This window comes from Niallia sp. XMNu-256, assembly GCF_036670015.1.
Taxonomy (GTDB): Bacteria; Bacillota; Bacilli; order Bacillales; family Cytobacillaceae; genus Bacillus_BD.
Genome location: NZ_CP137636.1, coordinates 135,279 through 153,997, shown reverse-complemented (window position 1 = coordinate 153,997; position 18,719 = coordinate 135,279). Strand labels below are relative to the sequence as shown.

The following is an 18,719-nucleotide window of genomic DNA, read 5'->3' as shown; positions in this document are numbered from 1 at the left end:
AATAAACCTCGCTAAGTTCTAAAAATAATCAGTAACACGGTTACCGATAATAATACTAGAATCATTGCTGTATCAGAAAATCCCCAACTTAATTGCCTATATTTCGTCCTGCCTTCTCCCCCACGGTACCCTCTAGCTTCCATCGCAATTGCTAGTTCCTCTGCCCTTTTAAAAGAGCTAATAAATAGAGGGATAAGAAGTGGAATAATCGCCTTTAAACGTTCCTTTATCGGGCCCGTCGTAAAATCAACCCCTCGGGCACTTTGCGCCTTCATGATAATATCCGTTTCCTGCATAAGTGTAGGAATAAAACGAAGCGCGATTGACATCATTAATGCCAGTTCATGGACAGGAAATTTTATTTTCTTAAGGGGTGCTAATAAATATTCAATTCCATCGGTAATTTCAATGGGAGTTGTTGTTAGAGTTAATAAAGAAGTAACCAAAATCAACAGAAAAAAGCGTAAAGAAATAAAAACCCCTTGCCTTACCCCTTCTTCATAGATTTTGAGCCATCCGATATCAACAAGAACATCCCCTTCTCGAGTAAAGAAAAGATGAATGAGCAAAGTAAAAATGACAAGCCATATTATTGGAATGAGACCGTTTAAAATAAAACGAAAGGGAATTTTTGATATGGCGATCATAAATAGGGTATACGCTAGTAAAATGCCATAGGTAAGAGTATTATTTGCTATAAAAACAATACAAACAAATAAAAAGATAATGATCAGTTTTGATCTCGGATCCATGCGATGTAGAACCGAATCTGCTGGAACGTAGCGGCCCAAAATTATTTTATCCATCATTTTGGCATACCTCTTTCCAAGCTCTCAGCCACAGCCTCTGCTAATTGTTCGGTTGTAAGACATATTCTGTTTAACTGAACTCCGCAGGTTTCTTCAAACTGCCTTTGAAAGCGAACAACCTCTGGAACATCTAATCCCATTCCAATTAAACCATCTGGGGAAGCAAAGATTTCCTCGGGAGTTCCTTTTTTGAACACCTGTCCCTTATGCATAATCACAATTTGATCAGCATATCTAGCTGCATCCTCCATACTGTGGGTAACAAGGATCGTTGATAAGCCTTTCTCCTTATGAAGCTGATAAAACATATTCATTATTTCTTTTCGACCTCTTGGATCGAGACCAGCTGTTGGCTCGTCTAATACAATGACATCAGGGTCCATTGCTAATACACCTGCAATGGCCACTCGTCTCATTTGTCCACCTGATAGATCAAAGGGCGACTTTTGTAAAAGGCCTTCAGATAAACCAACGAGCTTTAGTGCTTCCCTTGCACGTACCTTCGCTTCCTCTTCCGAAACACCAAAATTCATTGGACCAAAACAAATGTCTTTTTCAATGGTCTCCTCAAACAACTGATGTTCAGGAAACTGAAAGACAATCCCGACCCTTTGCCTTACTCTTTTTAAATCTTTTGGTTTTTCCCCTGCCTTAATCTCCGTATCACCAATGACTACCTTTCCCTTAGTTGGCCTCAATAAAGCATTTAAATGTTGTAGCACTGTTGATTTACCAGAGCCAGTATGGCCAATAATGGCTAGATACGTTCCTTCTGGAATGTCAAAGGAAACATTTTGTATGGCAATTCGTTCAAAGGGAGTATTTGCCTGATAACGATATTCTACCTGCTGAAGTGAGATGTCCATAATTCTGCCACCAACTCTTCTTCTGTTAAATAGGGCTTATTAAGTTTAACGCCCTTTTCATTTAATAGCTTACTCATTTTTACAGGAAAAGGCATATCTAAACCCAGTGAAATAAGCTCTTCATCTAATTGAAAAATCTCCTCGGGAGTTCCTTCACGGTGCAATTTACCTTTATTCATAACGATAATTCGATCTGCCTTAGCAGCTTCTTCTAAGTCATGTGTAATCGAAATAACCGACATATGAAAATCAGCCTTAAGTTCCCTTACCGTATTTAATACTTCTTCCCTTCCTCTAGGGTCTAACATAGATGTTGCTTCATCTAAGATGATAACCTGTGGTCTAAGAGCAATAACCCCTGCTATGGCCACCCTTTGCTTTTGACCGCCTGAAAGGTTATGAGGTTCGGAATTAAGGAAGTAATCCATTTTCACCTTTTCAAGAGCGGTTAATACTCTTGGAACCATTTCCTCTCTTGGAACTCCATTATTTTCAAGAGCGAATGCTACGTCATCTTGAACGGTAGCACCAACAAATTGATTATCCGGATTTTGAAATACCATTCCTACTCTTTTGCGAATATCCCATACTGTATCTTCCGACATTGGGATTCCGCCTACATGGATCGTTCCCTTCTGAGGAAATTGTAAACCATTTAAGAGCTTGGCCAATGTCGACTTACCAGACCCATTATGGCCCACAATAGCCAACCATTCAGATTCATAAACTGTCAGTGAGACATCATCAAGTGCAGGGCGTGCTTGTTCATCATACTGGTATGAAATATTTTGTATTTGTATTAACGGCTTCTGCATTCTGTCCACTCCTAAGCTCAGCTTTACTATCTAATAGTTAATGAGGTTTGGCACCACAATTTCAAAAGATTTTTTTAAAAAAAATACCCGCCAAATATGGCGAGCTTTGAAATTGTGAAGCAACCGGAGTAGCCGATTTACCTATATCCAAAATAGATTTCAGTTGTGTGGCAATCTGCTAACCTCTTTTCATTGCTTCCAATATCAGTGCTCATAAAGAAAAGTTAGCATGAGAAAAACACGACTTCTCGTATTCAAAGAGGATAGTCGAAGCATTTCTTATACTTTACTCCCTCATTAATTGATCCTACAAAAGAACAAAAAAGCCTGCGCCATTATCACAATAGAATATCTACAATGCAGTGACAAGGCGCTTGAGCTAGACGAGACATATCATCACTGTGTGTAAGGGTACATAACACAGGAACAATTGCAACATAATAATTGTAACCACTCATCCCATTTCTATGAGGGGACATGCTCATCATAACACTCTTTTTTGGCTTGGTAAGGAAAGCCCTCACAATTTCGCTTTTGAAAAAAGGACAAGAAACAATATGTCCCTATGCCCTTATTAAGACCATTTAAATCAAGATTAAACTAATTCAATAACAACCATTGGTGCTCCGTCTCCACGACGAGGTCCCATTTTCATAATACGTGTGTATCCACCTTGACGTTCTTCGTAACGTGGTGCAATATCACTGAATAATTTTTGAAGTGCATCTTGATTAGTTTCAGCGTTAGCAACTTCATTACGAATAAATGAAGCAGCTTGACGACGAGCGTGTAGGTCGCCACGTTTACCTAGAGTAATCATTTTTTCAACAACAGAACGTAATTCTTTCGCACGAGTTTCAGTTGTTTGAATGCGTTCATTGATAATTAAGTCAGTAGCTAAATCACGTAGCATCGCCTTACGTTGTGAGCTAGTACGTCCTAACTTTCTGTATCCCATGAAAGTTTCCCTCCTTTTTTGAAGTTAATATATATCTAGGTTCTAAAGAAAATCAATCGTCTTTTCTTAAGCCTAGTCCAAGTTCATCTAGTTTGTTTTTTACTTCTTCAAGAGATTTTCTACCAAGATTTCGTACTTTCATCATATCTTCTTCAGTTTTATTCGCTAGTTCCTGAACAGTGTTAATTCCAGCACGTTTTAGGCAGTTATAAGAACGAACAGAAAGATCTAGTTCTTCAATTGTCATTTCAAGGACTTTTTCTTTTTGGTCTTCTTCTTTTTCAACCATAATCTCAGCATTTTGAGCCTCATCGGTCAAACCAACAAAGATATTTAAATGCTCAGTAAAGATTTTTGCACCAAGCGCGATTGCATCTTGCGGACCTGTACTACCATCAGTCCAAACATCAAATGTTAGCTTATCAAAGTTTGTTAGTTGACCCACACGTGTGCTTTCTACTTGATAAGAAACACGTGAAACTGGAGTGTAAATAGAATCGATAGGAATGACACCAATTGGCTGGTCTTCCCGTTTGTTTTGATCTGCAGGTGTATATCCTCTTCCGCGTCGGGCAGTTAAACGCATACGTAAATGACCATTTGTTCCAAGTGTTGCAATATGAAGATCAGGATTTAGAATTTCAACATCGCTGTCATGAGTAACATCGCCAGCTTTTACAACCCCTTCGCCCTGTACATCTATTTCAAGCGTTTTTTCTTCGTCAGAATAAATCTTTAGCGCCATCTTTTTAATGTTTAAGATGATGTTTGTTACATCTTCTACAACACCTTCAATTGTAGAGAACTCATGTAATACTCCGTCGATTTGAACAGATGTTACAGCAGCACCAGGGAGTGAGGATAATAAAATACGACGTAAGGAGTTACCTAATGTTGTACCATATCCACGCTCAAGTGGCTCCACGACGAACTTCCCGTACTTGGCATCATCGCTGATCTCAATCGTTTCGATTTTTGGTTTTTCTATTTCGATCATCAAAATATACCCTCCTTCAAAACGTCAAACCTCGGCTAGGGTTCTAACCGAAATTTCCCCAGTCTACATTCCTGTAATATATAGTAACTGGATAACTTTTCCGTATATTCATAACTTGTATCATAACCCATTATAGACAAGGTTACAAATTCTATACAGAAAAGTTACACACGACGACGTTTTGGCGGACGGCATCCGTTATGTGGAACAGGTGTAACGTCTTTAATTGCAGTTACTTCTAAACCAGCTGCTTGAAGAGCACGAATCGCTGCTTCACGTCCAGCACCAGGTCCTTTAACAGTAACTTCTAAAGTTTTCATTCCGTGTTCCATAGAAGCTTTTGCTGCAGTTTCAGCAGCCATTTGTGCTGCGAAAGGAGTGGATTTACGTGATCCTTTAAAACCTAACGCACCTGCACTTGACCATGAAAGAGCGTTCCCATGAACGTCAGTAATTGTAACAATTGTATTATTAAATGTTGAACGGATATGTGCAACACCAGACTCTATATTCTTTTTCACACGACGTTTACGTGTATTTGTTTTACGTGCCATGTTTAGTGACCTCCTTTACTTATTATTTCTTCTTGTTCGCTACAGTCTTACGAGGACCTTTACGCGTACGAGCATTGTTTTTTGTATTTTGTCCACGGACAGGCAATCCACGACGGTGACGAAGACCGCGGTAGCAACCAATTTCCATTAGACGTTTAATGTTAAGTGAAATTTCACGACGAAGGTCACCTTCAACCTTCAATTTATCAATAATATCACGGATTTTGTTTAATTCGTCTTCTGTTAAATCACGAACACGAGTATCCTCGGATACACCTGCTTCAGCTAATACTTTTTGAGCAGTATTTTTACCAATACCATAAATGTAAGTTAAAGAAATAACAATACGTTTTTCACGTGGAATATCTACACCAGCAATACGTGCCATTAAGAATGTGCACCTCCTTTTCTTTATCCTTGTTTTTGTTTATGTTTAGGGTTTTCGCAGATAACCATAACTTTGCCTTTTCTACGAATAATTTTACATTTTTCGCAGATCGGTTTGACTGATGGTCTTACTTTCATTATCCTAACCTCCTTAATAGTACGGAGTGCAATGAGATTTATTTAAAACGGTAAGTAATTCTTCCGCGAGTTAAATCATATGGAGAAAGTTCTACAGTTACTTTATCTCCAGGTAAAATACGAATAAAATGCATTCTGATTTTACCGGAAACATGTGCCAAAATCGTGTGGCCATTTTCCAATTCTACTTTAAACATCGCATTTGGTAATGTTTCAGTAACTGTGCCTTCAATCTCAATTACATCATCTTTCGCCACCTGAACACGACTCCCTTCTATTTCAAATAGTATCTATTTCAAGGCTTATAAATCAGCGCAACATCAAGATATCCTCATGTAAGTCTTTCCCGAATCTGTTTCCCACATACTTCCTGCGCTGGATAAAAGCCATTAATTGCGTATACAACTTGAATTCGTGGGAGATGTTCGATAAACGTTCACCTTGTCGTTGTGCCTTACAAAGGATCATGCATGTAAGCTCCCGAGTAATACATCAATATCTTCAAAAACCTTACGAATATCTTGTTGACCATTGATATTACGTAAATAGCCTTTCGTTTCATAGAAATCAAGCAAAGGTTTTGTTTGCTTTACATTTACTTCTAAACGATTTTGAACTGTTTCTGTATTATCATCAGCTCGTTGATACAATCCACCGCCACAACGGTCGCAAACTCCGTCTTTTGCAGGTGGGTTAAAAACAAGATGATAAGTGGAACCACAAGACTTACAAATCCGTCTACCAGTAAGACGTTCCATAAGAATCTCTTGATCCACATCAATGTTTATAACAAAATTAATTTGTTTATTCAAGTCAGAAAGAATTGATTCCAAAGCATCTGCTTGAGCAACGGTTCTTGGAAAACCATCAAGCAAGAAGCCTTTATTACAATCTTCCTTACTTAATCTCTCACGTACAATCCCAATTGTCACTTCATCTGGTACTAAATCCCCTTTATCCATAAAAGATTTAGCTTGTAATCCTAATTCTGTACCTTCTTTAATAGCTGCACGGAACATATCCCCAGTGGAAATATGAGGGATGCCGTATTTTTCAACGATTTTCTCTGCTTGTGTACCCTTTCCGGCACCAGGGAGTCCCATTAATACTAGATTCATTCGTATTCCCCCCAATTTAACTATACATTAAAACATAAAGTCACTTAGTATAGTTATTTTATAAATCCTTTATAATGACGCTTCACTAATTGTGATTCTAACTGTTTCATGGTTTCTAGCGCAACACCAATAACGATCAAAAGACTTGTACCACCGATTTGTACTGACTGAGGAAGACCAGCAACTTTTGTAAATAAAATTGGCAGAATGGCAACCACAGTTAAGAAGATAGCGCCAACAAAGGTTAATCGGTATAGGGTACGAGTTAAATAGGTTTGTGTATTAACTCCCGGACGTATACCAGGTATATAGCCGCCTTGCTTTTGTAAGTTTTCTGCTACTTGTTCAGGGTTTACCTGAATAAAGGCATAAAAATACGTGAAAGCAATAATGAGTACAGCATATACAACCATTCCGATCGGATGTGTATAATCAAATACTCTTTGAATCCATAGAGTTACATCATTTTGTTCGAAAAAGGATGCAATGGTTCTTGGCGTCACAATAAATGAAACGGCGAATATAACTGGGATAACCCCTGCCGCATTTACTTTTAATGGTAAATGAGTAGATTGACCGCCTACAGAAGCGCGACCAGCAGCCATACGTTTTGCATATTGGATTGGAATTTTTCTTAATGCTTGTTGGACATAGATCACACCTACTACAATAGCAACAATCGCAAGTACCATTAATACAACAGTGATAATATTAATAAATAACTCATCACCAGCATTAATAAATTGTTGTGCGTAAATTTGCTGAATAGTAGTTGGTATCCCAGCAACAATTCCTGCGAAGATGATAATTGAAATCCCATTTCCAACACCCTTTGATGTAATCTGTTCACCTAACCACATCAAGAATGCCGTACCAGCAGTTAAAACCACTGCAATCACGAGATAAGTACCAACTCCAGGATTTTCAATTAAGGTTCCGCCAGCCAAATTATTAAACCCATATGACATTGCTAGTGCTTGGATAAAACCAAGTACAATAGTAAAGTATCTTGTAAATTGAGCCAATTTACGCCGACCCACTTCACCTTGTTTTGACCACTCTGTAAACTTTGGAACAACATCCATTTGTAATAATTGTACGATAATAGATGCAGTAATATATGGCATAATCCCCATAGCAAGTATTGAAAAATTATTGAGTGCACCACCAGCAAATGTGTTCAATATCCCGAATACACTTAGCTGATCTTGTACTGCAAAAAATTCTGCATTCACATTCGGTACAGGTATGAATGTACCGATGCGAAATACAATCAACATTAAAAGGGTGAATATGATTTTTCGTCTTATATCACCCACGCGCATAAAATTGGAGATTGTCTGAAACATTAAATCACCTCAGCACTACCGCCAGCAGCTTCAATAGCTTCTTTTGCTGCAGAAGAGAATTTATGTGCTTTAACAGAAAGTTTTTTCTCGATATTGCCTTTGGCTAATATCTTGATTCCAGACTTTTCTTTTGAAACGACTCCTGTTTCAATTAATAATTCTGGAGTAACTTCTGTTCCCTCTTCAAAACGGTTAAGAGCCTCAAGGTTAACAATTGCATATTCTTTACGGTTGATATTGGTAAAGCCACGTTTTGGTAAACGTTGGAATAATGGTGTTTGACCACCTTCGAATCCCATACGAACTCCGCCACCTGAACGGGCATTTTGTCCTTTATGACCTTTACCAGCAGTTTTACCATTACCAGATCCGATACCACGGCCTTTTCGCTTGCGCTCATGTCTAGCACCCTCTGCAGGTTTTAATTCATGAAGTTTCATTTTGGCACCTCCTTATTTAAGAAGTTTTATCTTAAATTTCTTTAACTGTTACTAAGTGAGAAACTTTATTAACCATTCCACGAATAGCAGCATTATCCTGCTGTTCAACAGTTTGATTTACCTTACGTAAACCTAGAGCTTTTACAGTATCCTTTTGATCTTGTGTACGACCAATAACACTGCGAGTGAGGGTAATTTGTAATTTATTTGCCATTTGATTTCCCTCCTTATCCTAACAGTTCTTCTACTGATTTACCACGTAATCTTGCTACGTCTTCAGCACGTTTCATTTGTGTAAGTCCATCGATTGTTGCACGAATCATGTTAATTGGTGTGTTTGTACCTAAAGACTTAGATAAGATATCACCAACACCAGCTAATTCAAGTACCGCACGGACTGGTCCACCAGCGATAACTCCTGTACCTTCAGCAGCAGGCTTCAGAAGAACTTCTCCAGCACCAAAGTGTCCGATTACTTCATGTGGTAATGTAGTACCAACTCTTGCTACTTCAATTAAGTTTTTCTTTGCATCTTCTACCGCTTTGCGAATAGCATCTGGAACTTCTTGTGCTTTACCAGTACCGAAGCCAACATGACCGTTTTTATCACCAACTACAACAAGAGCTGTGAAACGGAAACGACGTCCACCTTTAACAACTTTCGCAACACGGTTAACTGTTACTACGCGTTCTTCTAATTCAAGCTTATTTGGATCAATACGACGCATCTTTTTGTGTCCCTCCTTTATCGATTAAAATTGTAAGCCGTTCTCACGTGCAGCATCTGCTAATGCCTGAATACGTCCATGATAGAGGTATCCTCCACGGTCAAATACAACTTCTTTTACGCCTTTCTCAACAGCGCGTTTTGCAACAAGTTCGCCAACTTTAACAGCAGCTTCTTTGTTTCCTGTTGACTCAGCACTTACTTCTTTATCTAATGTAGAAGCACTTGCTAAAGTAACTCCATTCACATCATCAATTAATTGTGCATAAATGTGCTTGTTTGAACGAAACACGTTTAAACGAGGACGAGCAGCAGTTCCGCTAAGTTTTGTACGCACACGTGCGTGTCTTTTCTTACGTACTGCATTTTTATCGTTCTTCGTAATCATTGAGGTCACTCCTTTCGTTTAGTCTTAAGCGACATTACTTACCTGTTTTACCTTCTTTACGACGTACAAATTCACCTTCGTAACGAATCCCTTTACCTTTGTACGGCTCAGGAGGACGAACTTCACGAATATTTGCAGCTAGTGCACCCACGCGCTCTTTGTTAATACCTTTTACGATAACTTTCGTGTTTGCAGGTACTTCTACTTCAAGACCCTCTTCAGGTTCGAATTCAACAGGGTGTGAGTAACCAACGTTTAATACTAGTTTATTGCCTTGTTTTTGAGCACGGTATCCGACCCCGATTAGCTCTAAAGTCTTTTCAAAACCTTTAGAAACACCTTCAACCATGTTTGAAAGTAATGAACGAGTAGTTCCGTGTAATGCACGATGTTCTTTTTGGTCAGAAGGACGAGAAATATTAATCACGTTCTCTTCTACCTTAATTTCGATTTCAGGATTAAATGAACGAGTTAATTCACCTTTCGGTCCTTTAACAGTTACAGTTGATCCATTTTGTGTAATTGTTACTCCAGCAGGAATATCAATTGGTTTATTACCTATACGAGACATTTATTGCACCTCCATTCAATAAAAATTCCTATTACCAAACGTATGCTAATACTTCTCCGCCGACCTTTTTGGCACGAGCTTCTTTATCAGAAAGTACGCCTTGAGAAGTAGATACTAGAGCGATACCAAGACCATTTAAAACACGTGGTACTTCATCTGCTTTTGCATAAACACGAAGACCAGGTTTACTGATTCGTTTTAGCCCAGTAATTACGCGTTCATTGCTAGATCCGTATTTTAAGAAAATGCGGATAATACCTTGTTTATCATCTTCAATATATTCAACGTCACGTACGAAACCTTCGCGCTTTAAAATTTCAGCAATTTCTCTTTTAATATTAGATGCAGGTACCTCTAATTTTTCGTGACGAACCATATTTGCATTACGAATACGAGTAAGCAAATCAGCAATTGGATCTGTCATGACCATATTTTTTACCTCCTTCCCATATTTGGGGTTTACCAGCTAGCTTTTTTAACACCAGGAATTTGTCCTTTATACGCTAATTCACGGAAACAAATTCTGCAAAGCTTAAATTTACGATATACAGAATGTGGACGACCACAACGTTCGCAGCGTGTATATTCTTGTACTTTAAATTTAGGCGCGCGCTTTTGTTTCGCAATCATTGACTTTTTAGCCACGTTTTCGCCTCCCTTATTTAGAAGTTACTTTTGGAATGGCATACCGATTTGAGTTAATAGTTCACGTGCTTCTTCATCGGTATTTGCAGTCGTTACAATAACGATATCCATACCACGTACTTTACTTACTTTATCATAATCAATTTCAGGGAAGATTAGTTGTTCCCTTACACCTAATGTATAGTTACCGCGACCGTCGAAAGACTTTTTAGAAACCCCACGGAAGTCACGTACACGTGGAAGTGATACTGAAACTAGTTTATCAAGGAATTCATACATGCGAATACCACGAAGGGTAACTTTTGCACCGATTGGCATTCCCTCACGTAGACGGAAACCAGCGATTGAATTCTTCGCACGAGTAATTAATGGTTTTTGACCTGTAATGATTGCTAGTTCTTCAACAGCAACATCTAATGCTTTTGCATTTTGTACAGCGTCACCAACACCCATGTTTACAACGATTTTATCAATTTTTGGTACTTGCATAACTGATTTATAATTAAACTTGCTAACAAGAGCAGGAGTAATTTCTTTAATATACTTTTCTTTTAGGCGGTTCATCGATTGTACCTCCCTTCTTCATTTGACTATTTATCTAGAACTTCACCAGATTTTTTTGCATATCTTACTTTATTGCCGTCTATTTCTTTAATGCCTACACGAGTTGGTTCACCGGACTTAGGATCGATAGGCATTACATTTGATACATGAATAGGTGCTTCCTGGTTAATAATTCCACCTTGTGGATTTAATTGAGATGGCTTAGAGTGCTTCTTAACGATATTCACACCTTCAACAAGAACACGGTCTTTTTTAGGGTATGAAGCAAGAATTACACCTGTTTTGCCTTTATCTTTACCAGAGATGACCATGACTTTGTCACCTTTTTTTACATGCATCTGTTTGCACCTCCTTAAAGGCATAGATTTTAAATTATAGAACTTCTGGAGCTAATGAGATAATTTTCATGAAATTGCTGTCACGTAATTCACGTGCTACTGGTCCAAAGATACGAGTTCCACGCGGACTTTTGTCATCACGGATAATTACACAAGCATTTTCATCAAAGCGAATATAAGTACCATCGTTACGTCGAACGCCTGATTTTGTACGCACAACTACAGCTTTAACGATGTCGCCTTTTTTGACAACGCCTCCTGGTGTTGCTTGTTTCACCGTACAAACGATAATATCACCAATGTTTGCTGTCTTACGACCTGATCCACCTAGCACTTTAATTGTAAGTACTTCACGGGCACCAGAGTTGTCAGCAACTTTCAATCTTGTTTCCTGTTGAATCACAGAATTAACCTCCCTTCAGGATCAAGCTTCTATCCGAACAATTAGATAATAACTGCTTTTTCTACTACTTCTACAAGACGGAAACGTTTTGTAGCTGATAACGGACGAGTTTCCATGATGCGGACAATATCGCCAGTATTAGCAACGTTTTGCTCGTCATGAGCTTTATACTTTTTAGAGTATTTTACGCGTTTACCTAATAGAGGATGTTTCTTATACGTTTCAACGATTACTGTGATCGTCTTATCCATTTTGTCAGAAACAACACGTCCAGTGTAAACTTTGCGTTGGTTACGTTCACTCATTTATGAACCTCCTCTTTCGTTTATCGGTTGTTAACCCCGATCTCTCTTTCGCGAATCACCGTTCTCATGCGGGCGATCGATTTACGTACTTCACGGATACGAGCAGTATTTTCAAGTTGCCCTGTCGCCAATTGAAAGCGTAGGTTGAAAAGCTCTTCCTTTAATGATTTAACTTTTTGTTCTATTTCAGCAGTGGTAAGGTCACGAATTTCATTAGCTTTCATTTGATTCACCACCAATTTCTTCTCGTTTTACAAACTTACATTTAACTGGAAGTTTGTGCATTGCAAGACGTAATGCTTCACGTGCTACTTCTTCAGGAACACCGGCAACTTCAAACAATACTTTTCCTGGTTTAACAACTGCAACCCAGCCTTCTGGTGCCCCTTTACCGGAACCCATACGTACTTCTAGCGGTTTAGCAGTGTATGGTTTGTGTGGGAAAATTTTAATCCAAACCTTACCACCACGTTTCATATAACGTGTCATTGCAATACGGGCAGCTTCGATTTGACGGTTTGTAATCCATGAAGCTTCAGTAGCTTGTAGACCGTATTCACCGAATGTTACTTCAGTGCCGCCTTTCGCTTGGCCGCGCATTTTACCACGATGTTGACGACGATACTTTACGCGTTTTGGCAATAACATAATTAGTTGCCTCCTTCCTCAGTTTTCTTCTTTGTAGGAAGGACTTCTCCACGATAAATCCATACTTTAACGCCTAATTTTCCATATGTTGTATCAGCTTCTGCATGAGCATAGTCGATATCAGCACGTAAAGTATGAAGAGGAACAGTTCCTTCACTATATGATTCAGAGCGGGCGATATCTGCTCCACCTAAACGTCCAGAAACCATTGTTTTGATTCCCTTTGCACCAGCGCGCATCGCACGTTGAATCACTTGTTTTTGTGCACGACGGAATGATACACGGTTCTCAAGTTGACGAGCAATATTCTCAGCAACTAATTTTGCATCAATGTCAGCCTTTTTGATTTCAAGAATATTTATATGAACACGTTTGCCTGTAAGTGAGTTTAGTGCCTTACGAAGAGCCTCTACTTCTGTACCACCCTTACCAATAACCATACCAGGTTTTGCAGTGTGGATTGTCACATTCAAACGATTAGCAGCACGTTCGATTTCAACTTTAGAAACAGAAGATTCGCTTAAGCGCTTTGCAATATACTCACGCACTTTAAGGTCTTCGTGTAATAGATCAGCATAGTCTTTGCCTGCATACCATCTGGATTCCCAATCACGGATGACCCCGATACGCATACCGATTGGATTTACTTTTTGACCCACTAATTATCCCTCCTTCTTTTCTGTTAGAACGATTGTAATATGACTAGTACGTTTGTTAATTTGGCTTGCACGGCCTTGTGCACGTGGACGGAAACGTTTCATTGTTGGTCCTTCGTCAACAAATGCTTGTGCAACAACTAAATTATTAACGTTCATTTCGTAGTTATGTTCTGCATTTGCGATTGCAGAGTTAAGTAACTTTTCTACAATTGGAGAAGCAGCCTTTGGAGTATGTTTCAAAATGGCCACTGCTTCGCCAACTTGCTTTCCTCGAATTAAATCTACGACTAAACGAGCTTTACGAGGAGCAATACGGACTGTTCTTACAACAGCTTTAGCTTGCATTTGGATGCCCTCCTCTCATTAACGTCTTGTTTTCTTATCGTCATTTCCATGGCCTTTGTATGCACGTGTTGGAGCAAATTCTCCAAGTTTGTGACCTACCATGTCTTCAGTAACATAAACCGGTACGTGTTTGCGACCATCATAGACAGCAATAGTATGTCCGATGAATTGTGGAAAAATGGTTGAACGACGTGACCAAGTTTTAACCACTTGCTTTCCGTTCGATTCATTAAGCTTTTCAATCTTAGTCATTAAATGACCATCCACAAAAGGTCCTTTTTTCAAGCTGCGACCCATAACTGAACCTCCCTTCGTGATTGTTCTACGGCCTTGGCTTTTAGACCGTAGTCAATCCCGTTATTTTTTGCGACGACGAACAATGAACTTATCTGACTTTTTATTCTTCTTACGAGTTTTATAACCAAGTGACGGTTTACCCCATGGTGTCATTGGTGATTTACGTCCGATTGGTGTACGTCCTTCACCACCACCGTGTGGGTGATCGTTAGGGTTCATAACTGATCCACGAACTGCTGGGCGTTTTCCTAACCAACGGGAACGACCTGCTTTACCGATGTTTACAAGCTCATGCGCTTCATTACCAACTTGACCAACAGTTGCACGGCAAGTTGCAAGAATCATACGTACTTCACCTGAATTTAAACGTACAAGTACATATTTGCCTTCTTTACCAAGTACTTGTGCAGATGTACCAGCAGAACGGACTAATTGTCCACCTCTACCTGGTTTTAATTCAATGTTATGAATGAAAGTACCAACAGGCATGTTTACTAGTGGTAATGCATTCCCTACTTTAATATCTGCATCTGGTCCTGACATTACTTCTAGACCAACCACTAAATTCTTTGGTGCTAAAATGTAACGTTTTTCACCATCAGCATAATGAATTAATGCGATGTTTGCAGAACGGTTTGGATCATATTCGATTGTGGCAACGCGTCCTGGTATGCCATCTTTGTCGCGCTTAAAGTCAACGATACGATATTGACGCTTATGGCCGCCTGCTTGATGACGAACTGTAATTTTACCTTGGTTGTTACGACCGGCTTTTTTGTGTAAAGGAGCAAGCAATGACTTTTCTGGTTTATCAGTTGTGATTTCAGCAAAGTCAAGTGATGTCATATTACGACGGCCGTTTGAGGTAGGTTTATACTTTTTAATCGCCATTTTATTCCCTCCTTATCTTAAGTGATTATTAAGCTTCAAAGATTTCTATTTCTTTGCTATCAGCTGTTAATTTTACGATTGCCTTACGGCGTTTACTTGTATATCCGCCAAAACGTCCCATGCGTTTGAATTTACCTTTATAGTTCATGATGTTTACTTTTTCAACATCAACACCAAAGATTTCTTCTACTGCATGTTTAACTTGAGTCTTGTTCGCTTTTGTATCAACTTCAAAAGTGTACTTTTTCTCAGCCATTATATCAGTTGAACGTTCTGTGATAACGGGGCGCTTAATGATATCGCGTGCATCCATTATGCAAGCACCTCCTCTACTTTTTCAACTGCATCTTTTGTTATGATTAAACGATCATGACTTATAACATCTAATACGTTTAATCCTTCAGCAGTTAAAACAGTTACTCCTGGAATATTCCGTGCAGATAACGCTACGTTTTCATCAAGACTAGCAGTCACGATTAAAGCTTTAGAATCTACAGAAAGGGCACTTAATACACCTTTAAATTCTTTAGTTTTTGGAGAATCAAAAACTAAGCTTTCTAATACTAAAATCTTTTGATCTAATACTTTAGATGATAACGCAGATTTGATCGCTAGGCGACGAACTTTTTTTGGTAATTTATAGCTATAGCTACGTGGTACAGGACCAAATACAGTACCGCCTCCACGCCATTGTGGTGATCTGATTGAACCTTGACGTGCACGACCAGTTCCTTTTTGACGCCATGGCTTACGTCCGCCACCAGCAACTTCTGAGCGAACTTTCGTTTTGTGTGTTCCTTGTCTTAATGAAGCTCGTTGTGCAACAATCGCTTCAAAAAGAACATGTTGGTTTGGCTCGATACCAAATACAGAATCATTAAGTTCAATTTCACTTACTTTTGATCCAGTTTGGTTATATACATCAACTTTCGCCATTATTAATATCCTCCTTTCTGAATTGATTATTTCACTTTAATCGCAGTCTTAATTTTTACTAGGGATTTTTTCGGTCCAGGTACATTTCCTTTAATTAATAGTAGATTACGTTCAGCATCCACTTTTACAATTTCAAGGTTTTGTACAGTAACTTGTTCTCCACCCATGCGTCCAGGTAATAACTTACCTTTGAATACGCGGTTAGGAGCAACTGGTCCCATTGAACCAGGGCGGCGGTGGTAACGAGATCCGTGAGACATTGGTCCACGTGATTGTCCGTGTCGTTTGATTGCGCCTTGGAACCCTTTTCCCTTAGAGATTCCAGTTACATCAACTACATCGCCTTCCGCAAATATATCAACTTTGACTTCCTGACCAACTTCATATGCTGCTAAGTCAACTCCGCGAAATTCGCGAACGAAGCGCTTAGGAGCAGTATTAGCTTTAGCAACGTGACCTTTTTCAGGTTTATTTGATAGCTTTTCGCGTTTATCTTCAAAACCGATTTGAATTGCCTCATAGCCATCAGTTTCAGATGTTTTCTTTTGTAGAACAACATTGTTAGCTACTTCAACAACAGTTACCGGAATAAGATCTCCGTTATCTACGAATACTTGAGTCATACCGATCTTTCTTCCTAAGATTCCTTTGGTCATTAGTCACACCTCCTGTATAATGAATAATTTATTTATTAAAGTTTAATTTCAATATCAACGCCAGATGGTAAATCTAAACGCATTAATGAGTCTACTGTTTGTGGTGTAGGATTGATTATATCAATCAAACGCTTATGAGTACGCATCTCAAATTGCTCACGAGAGTCTTTGTACTTATGAACAGCACGTAAAACCGTATATACTGATTTCTCAGTTGGTAGTGGAATTGGACCTGATACAGCTGCACCAGAACGTTTTGCCGTTTCCACGATCTTTTCAGAAGATTGATCTAGAATTCTGTGATCATATGCTTTAAGACGGATACGAATTTTTTGTTTTGCCATTATTTTCCCTCCTTTTCGCCTATTTAATAAATAGACATTCTCAACGGAAATCTCCTAACACACTCGCCATGGCAAAGCGGCCGGGTGTATCAGCAACCTCCCGTATCATCGCAGTCAAAGACCAACATTGTCTATTATACTGAAAACACAAACCGAATTCAAGTAAAAAATTTAAATCTGTTTATGTTTTTTACACTTTTCATATTATACTGGGTTAGCTGGAACAATTCAAGTGTTTTTGAGAATTGGTGTATATTTCTTTTTTATATGTGACAATAACATATATACACCTATTCAGGGACAAAAAAAACAGATGGATCGTCACCCATCTGTTTTTTATTAACAATTATTCAGTGATTGTTGCTACTGATCCAGCGCCTACAGTACGGCCACCTTCACGGATTGAGAACTTAGTTCCTTCTTCAATAGCAATTGGAGCAATAAGTTCAACAGTCATTTCAATGTTGTCGCCAGGCATAACCATTTCAACGCCTTCTGGAAGTTGAATGATACCAGTTACATCAGTTGTACGGAAGTAGAACTGAGGGCGATAGTTAGAGAAGAATGGAGTATGACGTCCACCTTCTTCTTTAGATAGAACGTATACTTGTGCTTTAAATTTTGTGTGTGGTGTGATTGAACCTGGCTTAGCTAATACTTGTCCACGTTCGATATCTTCACGAGAAACCCCACGAAGAAGAGCACCGATGTTGTCTCCAGCTTCAGCATAGTCAAGAAGCTTACGGAACATTTCAACACCTGTTACAGTTGTTGATTTTGAATCTTCAGCTAAACCGATGATATCAACTACATCACCAACTTTAACTTGTCCGCGCTCAACACGGCCTGTAGCAACAGTACCACGACCTGTGATTGAGAATACGTCCTCAACAGGCATCATGAATGGTTTGTCAGTGTCACGAGTTGGTTCTGGAACATACTCATCAACTGCAGCCATTAATTCAAGAATTTTTTCTTCCCATTCTGCTTCGCCTTCAAGAGCTTTAAGAGCAGAACCCTTGATTACAGGAATGTCATCTCCTGGGAAGTCATATTCAGAAAGAAGGTCACGTACTTCCATTTCAACTAATTCTAGTAATTCTTCGTCATCAACCATGTCACATTTGTTCATGAATACAACAAGGTAAGGTACACCTACTTGACGAGAAAGAAGAATGTGTTCACGAGTTTGTGGCATTGGACCATCAGCAGCAGATACTACTAAGATACCGCCGTCCATTTGCGCAGCACCAGTGATCATGTTTTTAACGTAGTCAGCGTGTCCTGGGCAGTCAACGTGTGCATAGTGACGGTTTGCAGTTTCATATTCAACGTGTGAAGTGTTAATTGTAATTCCACGCTCTCTTTCTTCTGGAGCGTTATCGATTGCAGCGTAACCTTTTGCTTCACCGCCGCTTGCTTTTGCAAGTACAGTTGTGATTGCAGCTGTTAAAGTTGTTTTACCATGGTCAACGTGACCAATTGTACCAATATTTACATGGGGCTTTGAACGATCAAATTTTTCTTTTGCCATTAGGAAAATCCTCCTTTTAAATAAAAAAATTAAGTAT

General features: G+C 39.0%; 33 protein-coding genes. All 33 read right to left on the bottom strand.

Going from position 1 to position 18,719, the window contains the following annotated elements:
* Positions 1-11: 11 nt before the first annotated feature.
* The gene (locus R4Z10_RS00805) at positions 12-809 is read right to left on the bottom strand and encodes an energy-coupling factor transporter transmembrane protein EcfT (RefSeq protein WP_338471359.1); all 798 of its coding nucleotides are present in this window, start codon (positions 807-809) and stop codon (positions 12-14) included.
* Positions 806-1,675 carry an energy-coupling factor ABC transporter ATP-binding protein gene (locus R4Z10_RS00800; RefSeq protein WP_338471358.1) on the bottom strand — a complete coding sequence of 290 codons (870 nt, stop codon included), beginning with the start codon at positions 1,673-1,675 and terminating at the stop codon, positions 806-808. The genes R4Z10_RS00805 and R4Z10_RS00800 overlap by 4 nt, the downstream gene beginning before the upstream one ends.
* The gene (locus tag R4Z10_RS00795) at positions 1,651-2,490 is read right to left on the bottom strand and encodes an energy-coupling factor ABC transporter ATP-binding protein (protein ID WP_338471357.1); all 840 of its coding nucleotides are present in this window, start codon (positions 2,488-2,490) and stop codon (positions 1,651-1,653) included. The genes R4Z10_RS00800 and R4Z10_RS00795 overlap by 25 nt, the downstream gene beginning before the upstream one ends.
* A gap of 595 nt (positions 2,491-3,085) precedes the next feature.
* Positions 3,086-3,448, bottom strand: a complete 363-nt coding sequence (gene rplQ / locus R4Z10_RS00790; protein WP_338471356.1) for a 50S ribosomal protein L17 — start codon at positions 3,446-3,448, stop codon at positions 3,086-3,088.
* A 52-nt stretch (positions 3,449-3,500) separates the two neighbouring features.
* Positions 3,501-4,445: a DNA-directed RNA polymerase subunit alpha gene (locus tag R4Z10_RS00785; protein ID WP_338471355.1), complete on the bottom strand. Its 945-nt coding sequence runs from the start codon at positions 4,443-4,445 to the stop codon at positions 3,501-3,503.
* 164 nt (positions 4,446-4,609) lie between these two features.
* Positions 4,610-4,999, bottom strand: a complete 390-nt coding sequence (gene rpsK, locus R4Z10_RS00780) for a 30S ribosomal protein S11 (RefSeq protein ID WP_150441760.1) — start codon at positions 4,997-4,999, stop codon at positions 4,610-4,612.
* A gap of 22 nt (positions 5,000-5,021) precedes the next feature.
* Positions 5,022-5,387, bottom strand: coding sequence for a 30S ribosomal protein S13 (gene rpsM, locus R4Z10_RS00775; protein ID WP_338471354.1), 366 nt, complete (start codon positions 5,385-5,387; stop codon positions 5,022-5,024).
* 23 nt (positions 5,388-5,410) lie between these two features.
* Positions 5,411-5,524 carry a 50S ribosomal protein L36 gene (gene rpmJ, locus R4Z10_RS00770; protein WP_016205879.1) on the bottom strand — a complete coding sequence of 38 codons (114 nt, stop codon included), beginning with the start codon at positions 5,522-5,524 and terminating at the stop codon, positions 5,411-5,413.
* Positions 5,525-5,562: 38 nt separating this feature from the next.
* The gene (gene infA, locus R4Z10_RS00765; protein ID WP_019244399.1) at positions 5,563-5,781 is read right to left on the bottom strand and encodes a translation initiation factor IF-1; all 219 of its coding nucleotides are present in this window, start codon (positions 5,779-5,781) and stop codon (positions 5,563-5,565) included.
* Between the two features lie 207 nt (positions 5,782-5,988).
* Complete coding sequence (locus R4Z10_RS00760; protein WP_338471353.1) at positions 5,989-6,642, bottom strand: adenylate kinase; 654 nt, start codon at positions 6,640-6,642, stop codon at positions 5,989-5,991.
* A gap of 53 nt (positions 6,643-6,695) precedes the next feature.
* Positions 6,696-7,991, bottom strand: a complete 1,296-nt coding sequence (gene secY / locus R4Z10_RS00755) for a preprotein translocase subunit SecY (RefSeq protein ID WP_338471352.1) — start codon at positions 7,989-7,991, stop codon at positions 6,696-6,698.
* Positions 7,991-8,431, bottom strand: a complete 441-nt coding sequence (gene rplO, locus R4Z10_RS00750) for a 50S ribosomal protein L15 (protein ID WP_338471351.1) — start codon at positions 8,429-8,431, stop codon at positions 7,991-7,993. The genes secY and rplO overlap by 1 nt, the downstream gene beginning before the upstream one ends.
* Before the next feature lie 31 nt (positions 8,432-8,462).
* Entirely contained in the window at positions 8,463-8,645 is a 183-nt protein-coding gene (gene rpmD, locus R4Z10_RS00745; protein WP_338471350.1) for a 50S ribosomal protein L30, read from the bottom strand.
* A 13-nt stretch (positions 8,646-8,658) separates the two neighbouring features.
* Positions 8,659-9,159 carry a 30S ribosomal protein S5 gene (gene rpsE / locus R4Z10_RS00740; RefSeq protein WP_338471349.1) on the bottom strand — a complete coding sequence of 167 codons (501 nt, stop codon included), beginning with the start codon at positions 9,157-9,159 and terminating at the stop codon, positions 8,659-8,661.
* Positions 9,160-9,183: 24 nt separating this feature from the next.
* Positions 9,184-9,546, bottom strand: coding sequence for a 50S ribosomal protein L18 (gene rplR, locus R4Z10_RS00735; RefSeq protein WP_338471348.1), 363 nt, complete (start codon positions 9,544-9,546; stop codon positions 9,184-9,186).
* 34 nt (positions 9,547-9,580) lie between these two features.
* Entirely contained in the window at positions 9,581-10,117 is a 537-nt protein-coding gene (gene rplF, locus R4Z10_RS00730) for a 50S ribosomal protein L6 (protein ID WP_338471347.1), read from the bottom strand.
* Positions 10,118-10,148: 31 nt separating this feature from the next.
* On the bottom strand, positions 10,149-10,547 hold the full coding sequence (gene rpsH, locus R4Z10_RS00725; protein WP_338471346.1) for a 30S ribosomal protein S8: 399 nt from the start codon (positions 10,545-10,547) through the stop codon (positions 10,149-10,151).
* A 29-nt stretch (positions 10,548-10,576) separates the two neighbouring features.
* Entirely contained in the window at positions 10,577-10,762 is a 186-nt protein-coding gene (gene rpsN, locus R4Z10_RS00720) for a 30S ribosomal protein S14 (RefSeq protein ID WP_184529596.1), read from the bottom strand.
* Positions 10,763-10,786: 24 nt separating this feature from the next.
* Entirely contained in the window at positions 10,787-11,326 is a 540-nt protein-coding gene (rplE, locus tag R4Z10_RS00715) for a 50S ribosomal protein L5 (protein WP_338471345.1), read from the bottom strand.
* A 26-nt stretch (positions 11,327-11,352) separates the two neighbouring features.
* Positions 11,353-11,664, bottom strand: a complete 312-nt coding sequence (gene rplX / locus R4Z10_RS00710) for a 50S ribosomal protein L24 (protein WP_338471344.1) — start codon at positions 11,662-11,664, stop codon at positions 11,353-11,355.
* 34 nt (positions 11,665-11,698) lie between these two features.
* On the bottom strand, positions 11,699-12,067 hold the full coding sequence (gene rplN / locus R4Z10_RS00705; RefSeq protein WP_338471343.1) for a 50S ribosomal protein L14: 369 nt from the start codon (positions 12,065-12,067) through the stop codon (positions 11,699-11,701).
* 41 nt (positions 12,068-12,108) lie between these two features.
* A complete protein-coding gene (rpsQ, locus tag R4Z10_RS00700) occupies positions 12,109-12,372 on the bottom strand; it encodes a 30S ribosomal protein S17 (protein WP_338471342.1) in 264 nt (87 codons plus the stop codon).
* Positions 12,373-12,392: 20 nt separating this feature from the next.
* On the bottom strand, positions 12,393-12,596 hold the full coding sequence (gene rpmC, locus R4Z10_RS00695) for a 50S ribosomal protein L29 (protein WP_338471341.1): 204 nt from the start codon (positions 12,594-12,596) through the stop codon (positions 12,393-12,395).
* A complete protein-coding gene (rplP, locus tag R4Z10_RS00690) occupies positions 12,586-13,020 on the bottom strand; it encodes a 50S ribosomal protein L16 (RefSeq protein WP_338471340.1) in 435 nt (144 codons plus the stop codon). The genes rpmC and rplP overlap by 11 nt, the downstream gene beginning before the upstream one ends.
* Positions 13,021-13,022: 2 nt before the next feature.
* The gene (rpsC, locus tag R4Z10_RS00685) at positions 13,023-13,679 is read right to left on the bottom strand and encodes a 30S ribosomal protein S3 (protein ID WP_338471339.1); all 657 of its coding nucleotides are present in this window, start codon (positions 13,677-13,679) and stop codon (positions 13,023-13,025) included.
* Positions 13,680-13,682: 3 nt separating this feature from the next.
* On the bottom strand, positions 13,683-14,024 hold the full coding sequence (gene rplV / locus R4Z10_RS00680) for a 50S ribosomal protein L22 (RefSeq protein ID WP_338471338.1): 342 nt from the start codon (positions 14,022-14,024) through the stop codon (positions 13,683-13,685).
* Positions 14,025-14,042: 18 nt separating this feature from the next.
* Positions 14,043-14,321, bottom strand: coding sequence for a 30S ribosomal protein S19 (gene rpsS, locus R4Z10_RS00675; protein WP_338471337.1), 279 nt, complete (start codon positions 14,319-14,321; stop codon positions 14,043-14,045).
* Positions 14,322-14,381: 60 nt separating this feature from the next.
* On the bottom strand, positions 14,382-15,212 hold the full coding sequence (rplB, locus tag R4Z10_RS00670) for a 50S ribosomal protein L2 (protein ID WP_338471336.1): 831 nt from the start codon (positions 15,210-15,212) through the stop codon (positions 14,382-14,384).
* A 28-nt stretch (positions 15,213-15,240) separates the two neighbouring features.
* Positions 15,241-15,525, bottom strand: a complete 285-nt coding sequence (gene rplW, locus R4Z10_RS00665) for a 50S ribosomal protein L23 (RefSeq protein WP_338471335.1) — start codon at positions 15,523-15,525, stop codon at positions 15,241-15,243.
* Positions 15,525-16,148, bottom strand: a complete 624-nt coding sequence (gene rplD, locus R4Z10_RS00660; protein WP_338471334.1) for a 50S ribosomal protein L4 — start codon at positions 16,146-16,148, stop codon at positions 15,525-15,527. The genes rplW and rplD overlap by 1 nt, the downstream gene beginning before the upstream one ends.
* Positions 16,149-16,174: 26 nt before the next feature.
* The gene (gene rplC, locus R4Z10_RS00655; RefSeq protein ID WP_338471333.1) at positions 16,175-16,804 is read right to left on the bottom strand and encodes a 50S ribosomal protein L3; all 630 of its coding nucleotides are present in this window, start codon (positions 16,802-16,804) and stop codon (positions 16,175-16,177) included.
* A 35-nt stretch (positions 16,805-16,839) separates the two neighbouring features.
* The gene (gene rpsJ / locus R4Z10_RS00650; protein WP_338471332.1) at positions 16,840-17,148 is read right to left on the bottom strand and encodes a 30S ribosomal protein S10; all 309 of its coding nucleotides are present in this window, start codon (positions 17,146-17,148) and stop codon (positions 16,840-16,842) included.
* A 346-nt stretch (positions 17,149-17,494) separates the two neighbouring features.
* On the bottom strand, positions 17,495-18,682 hold the full coding sequence (gene tuf, locus R4Z10_RS00645) for an elongation factor Tu (protein ID WP_338471331.1): 1,188 nt from the start codon (positions 18,680-18,682) through the stop codon (positions 17,495-17,497).
* Between the last annotated feature and the right edge of the window lie 37 nt (positions 18,683-18,719).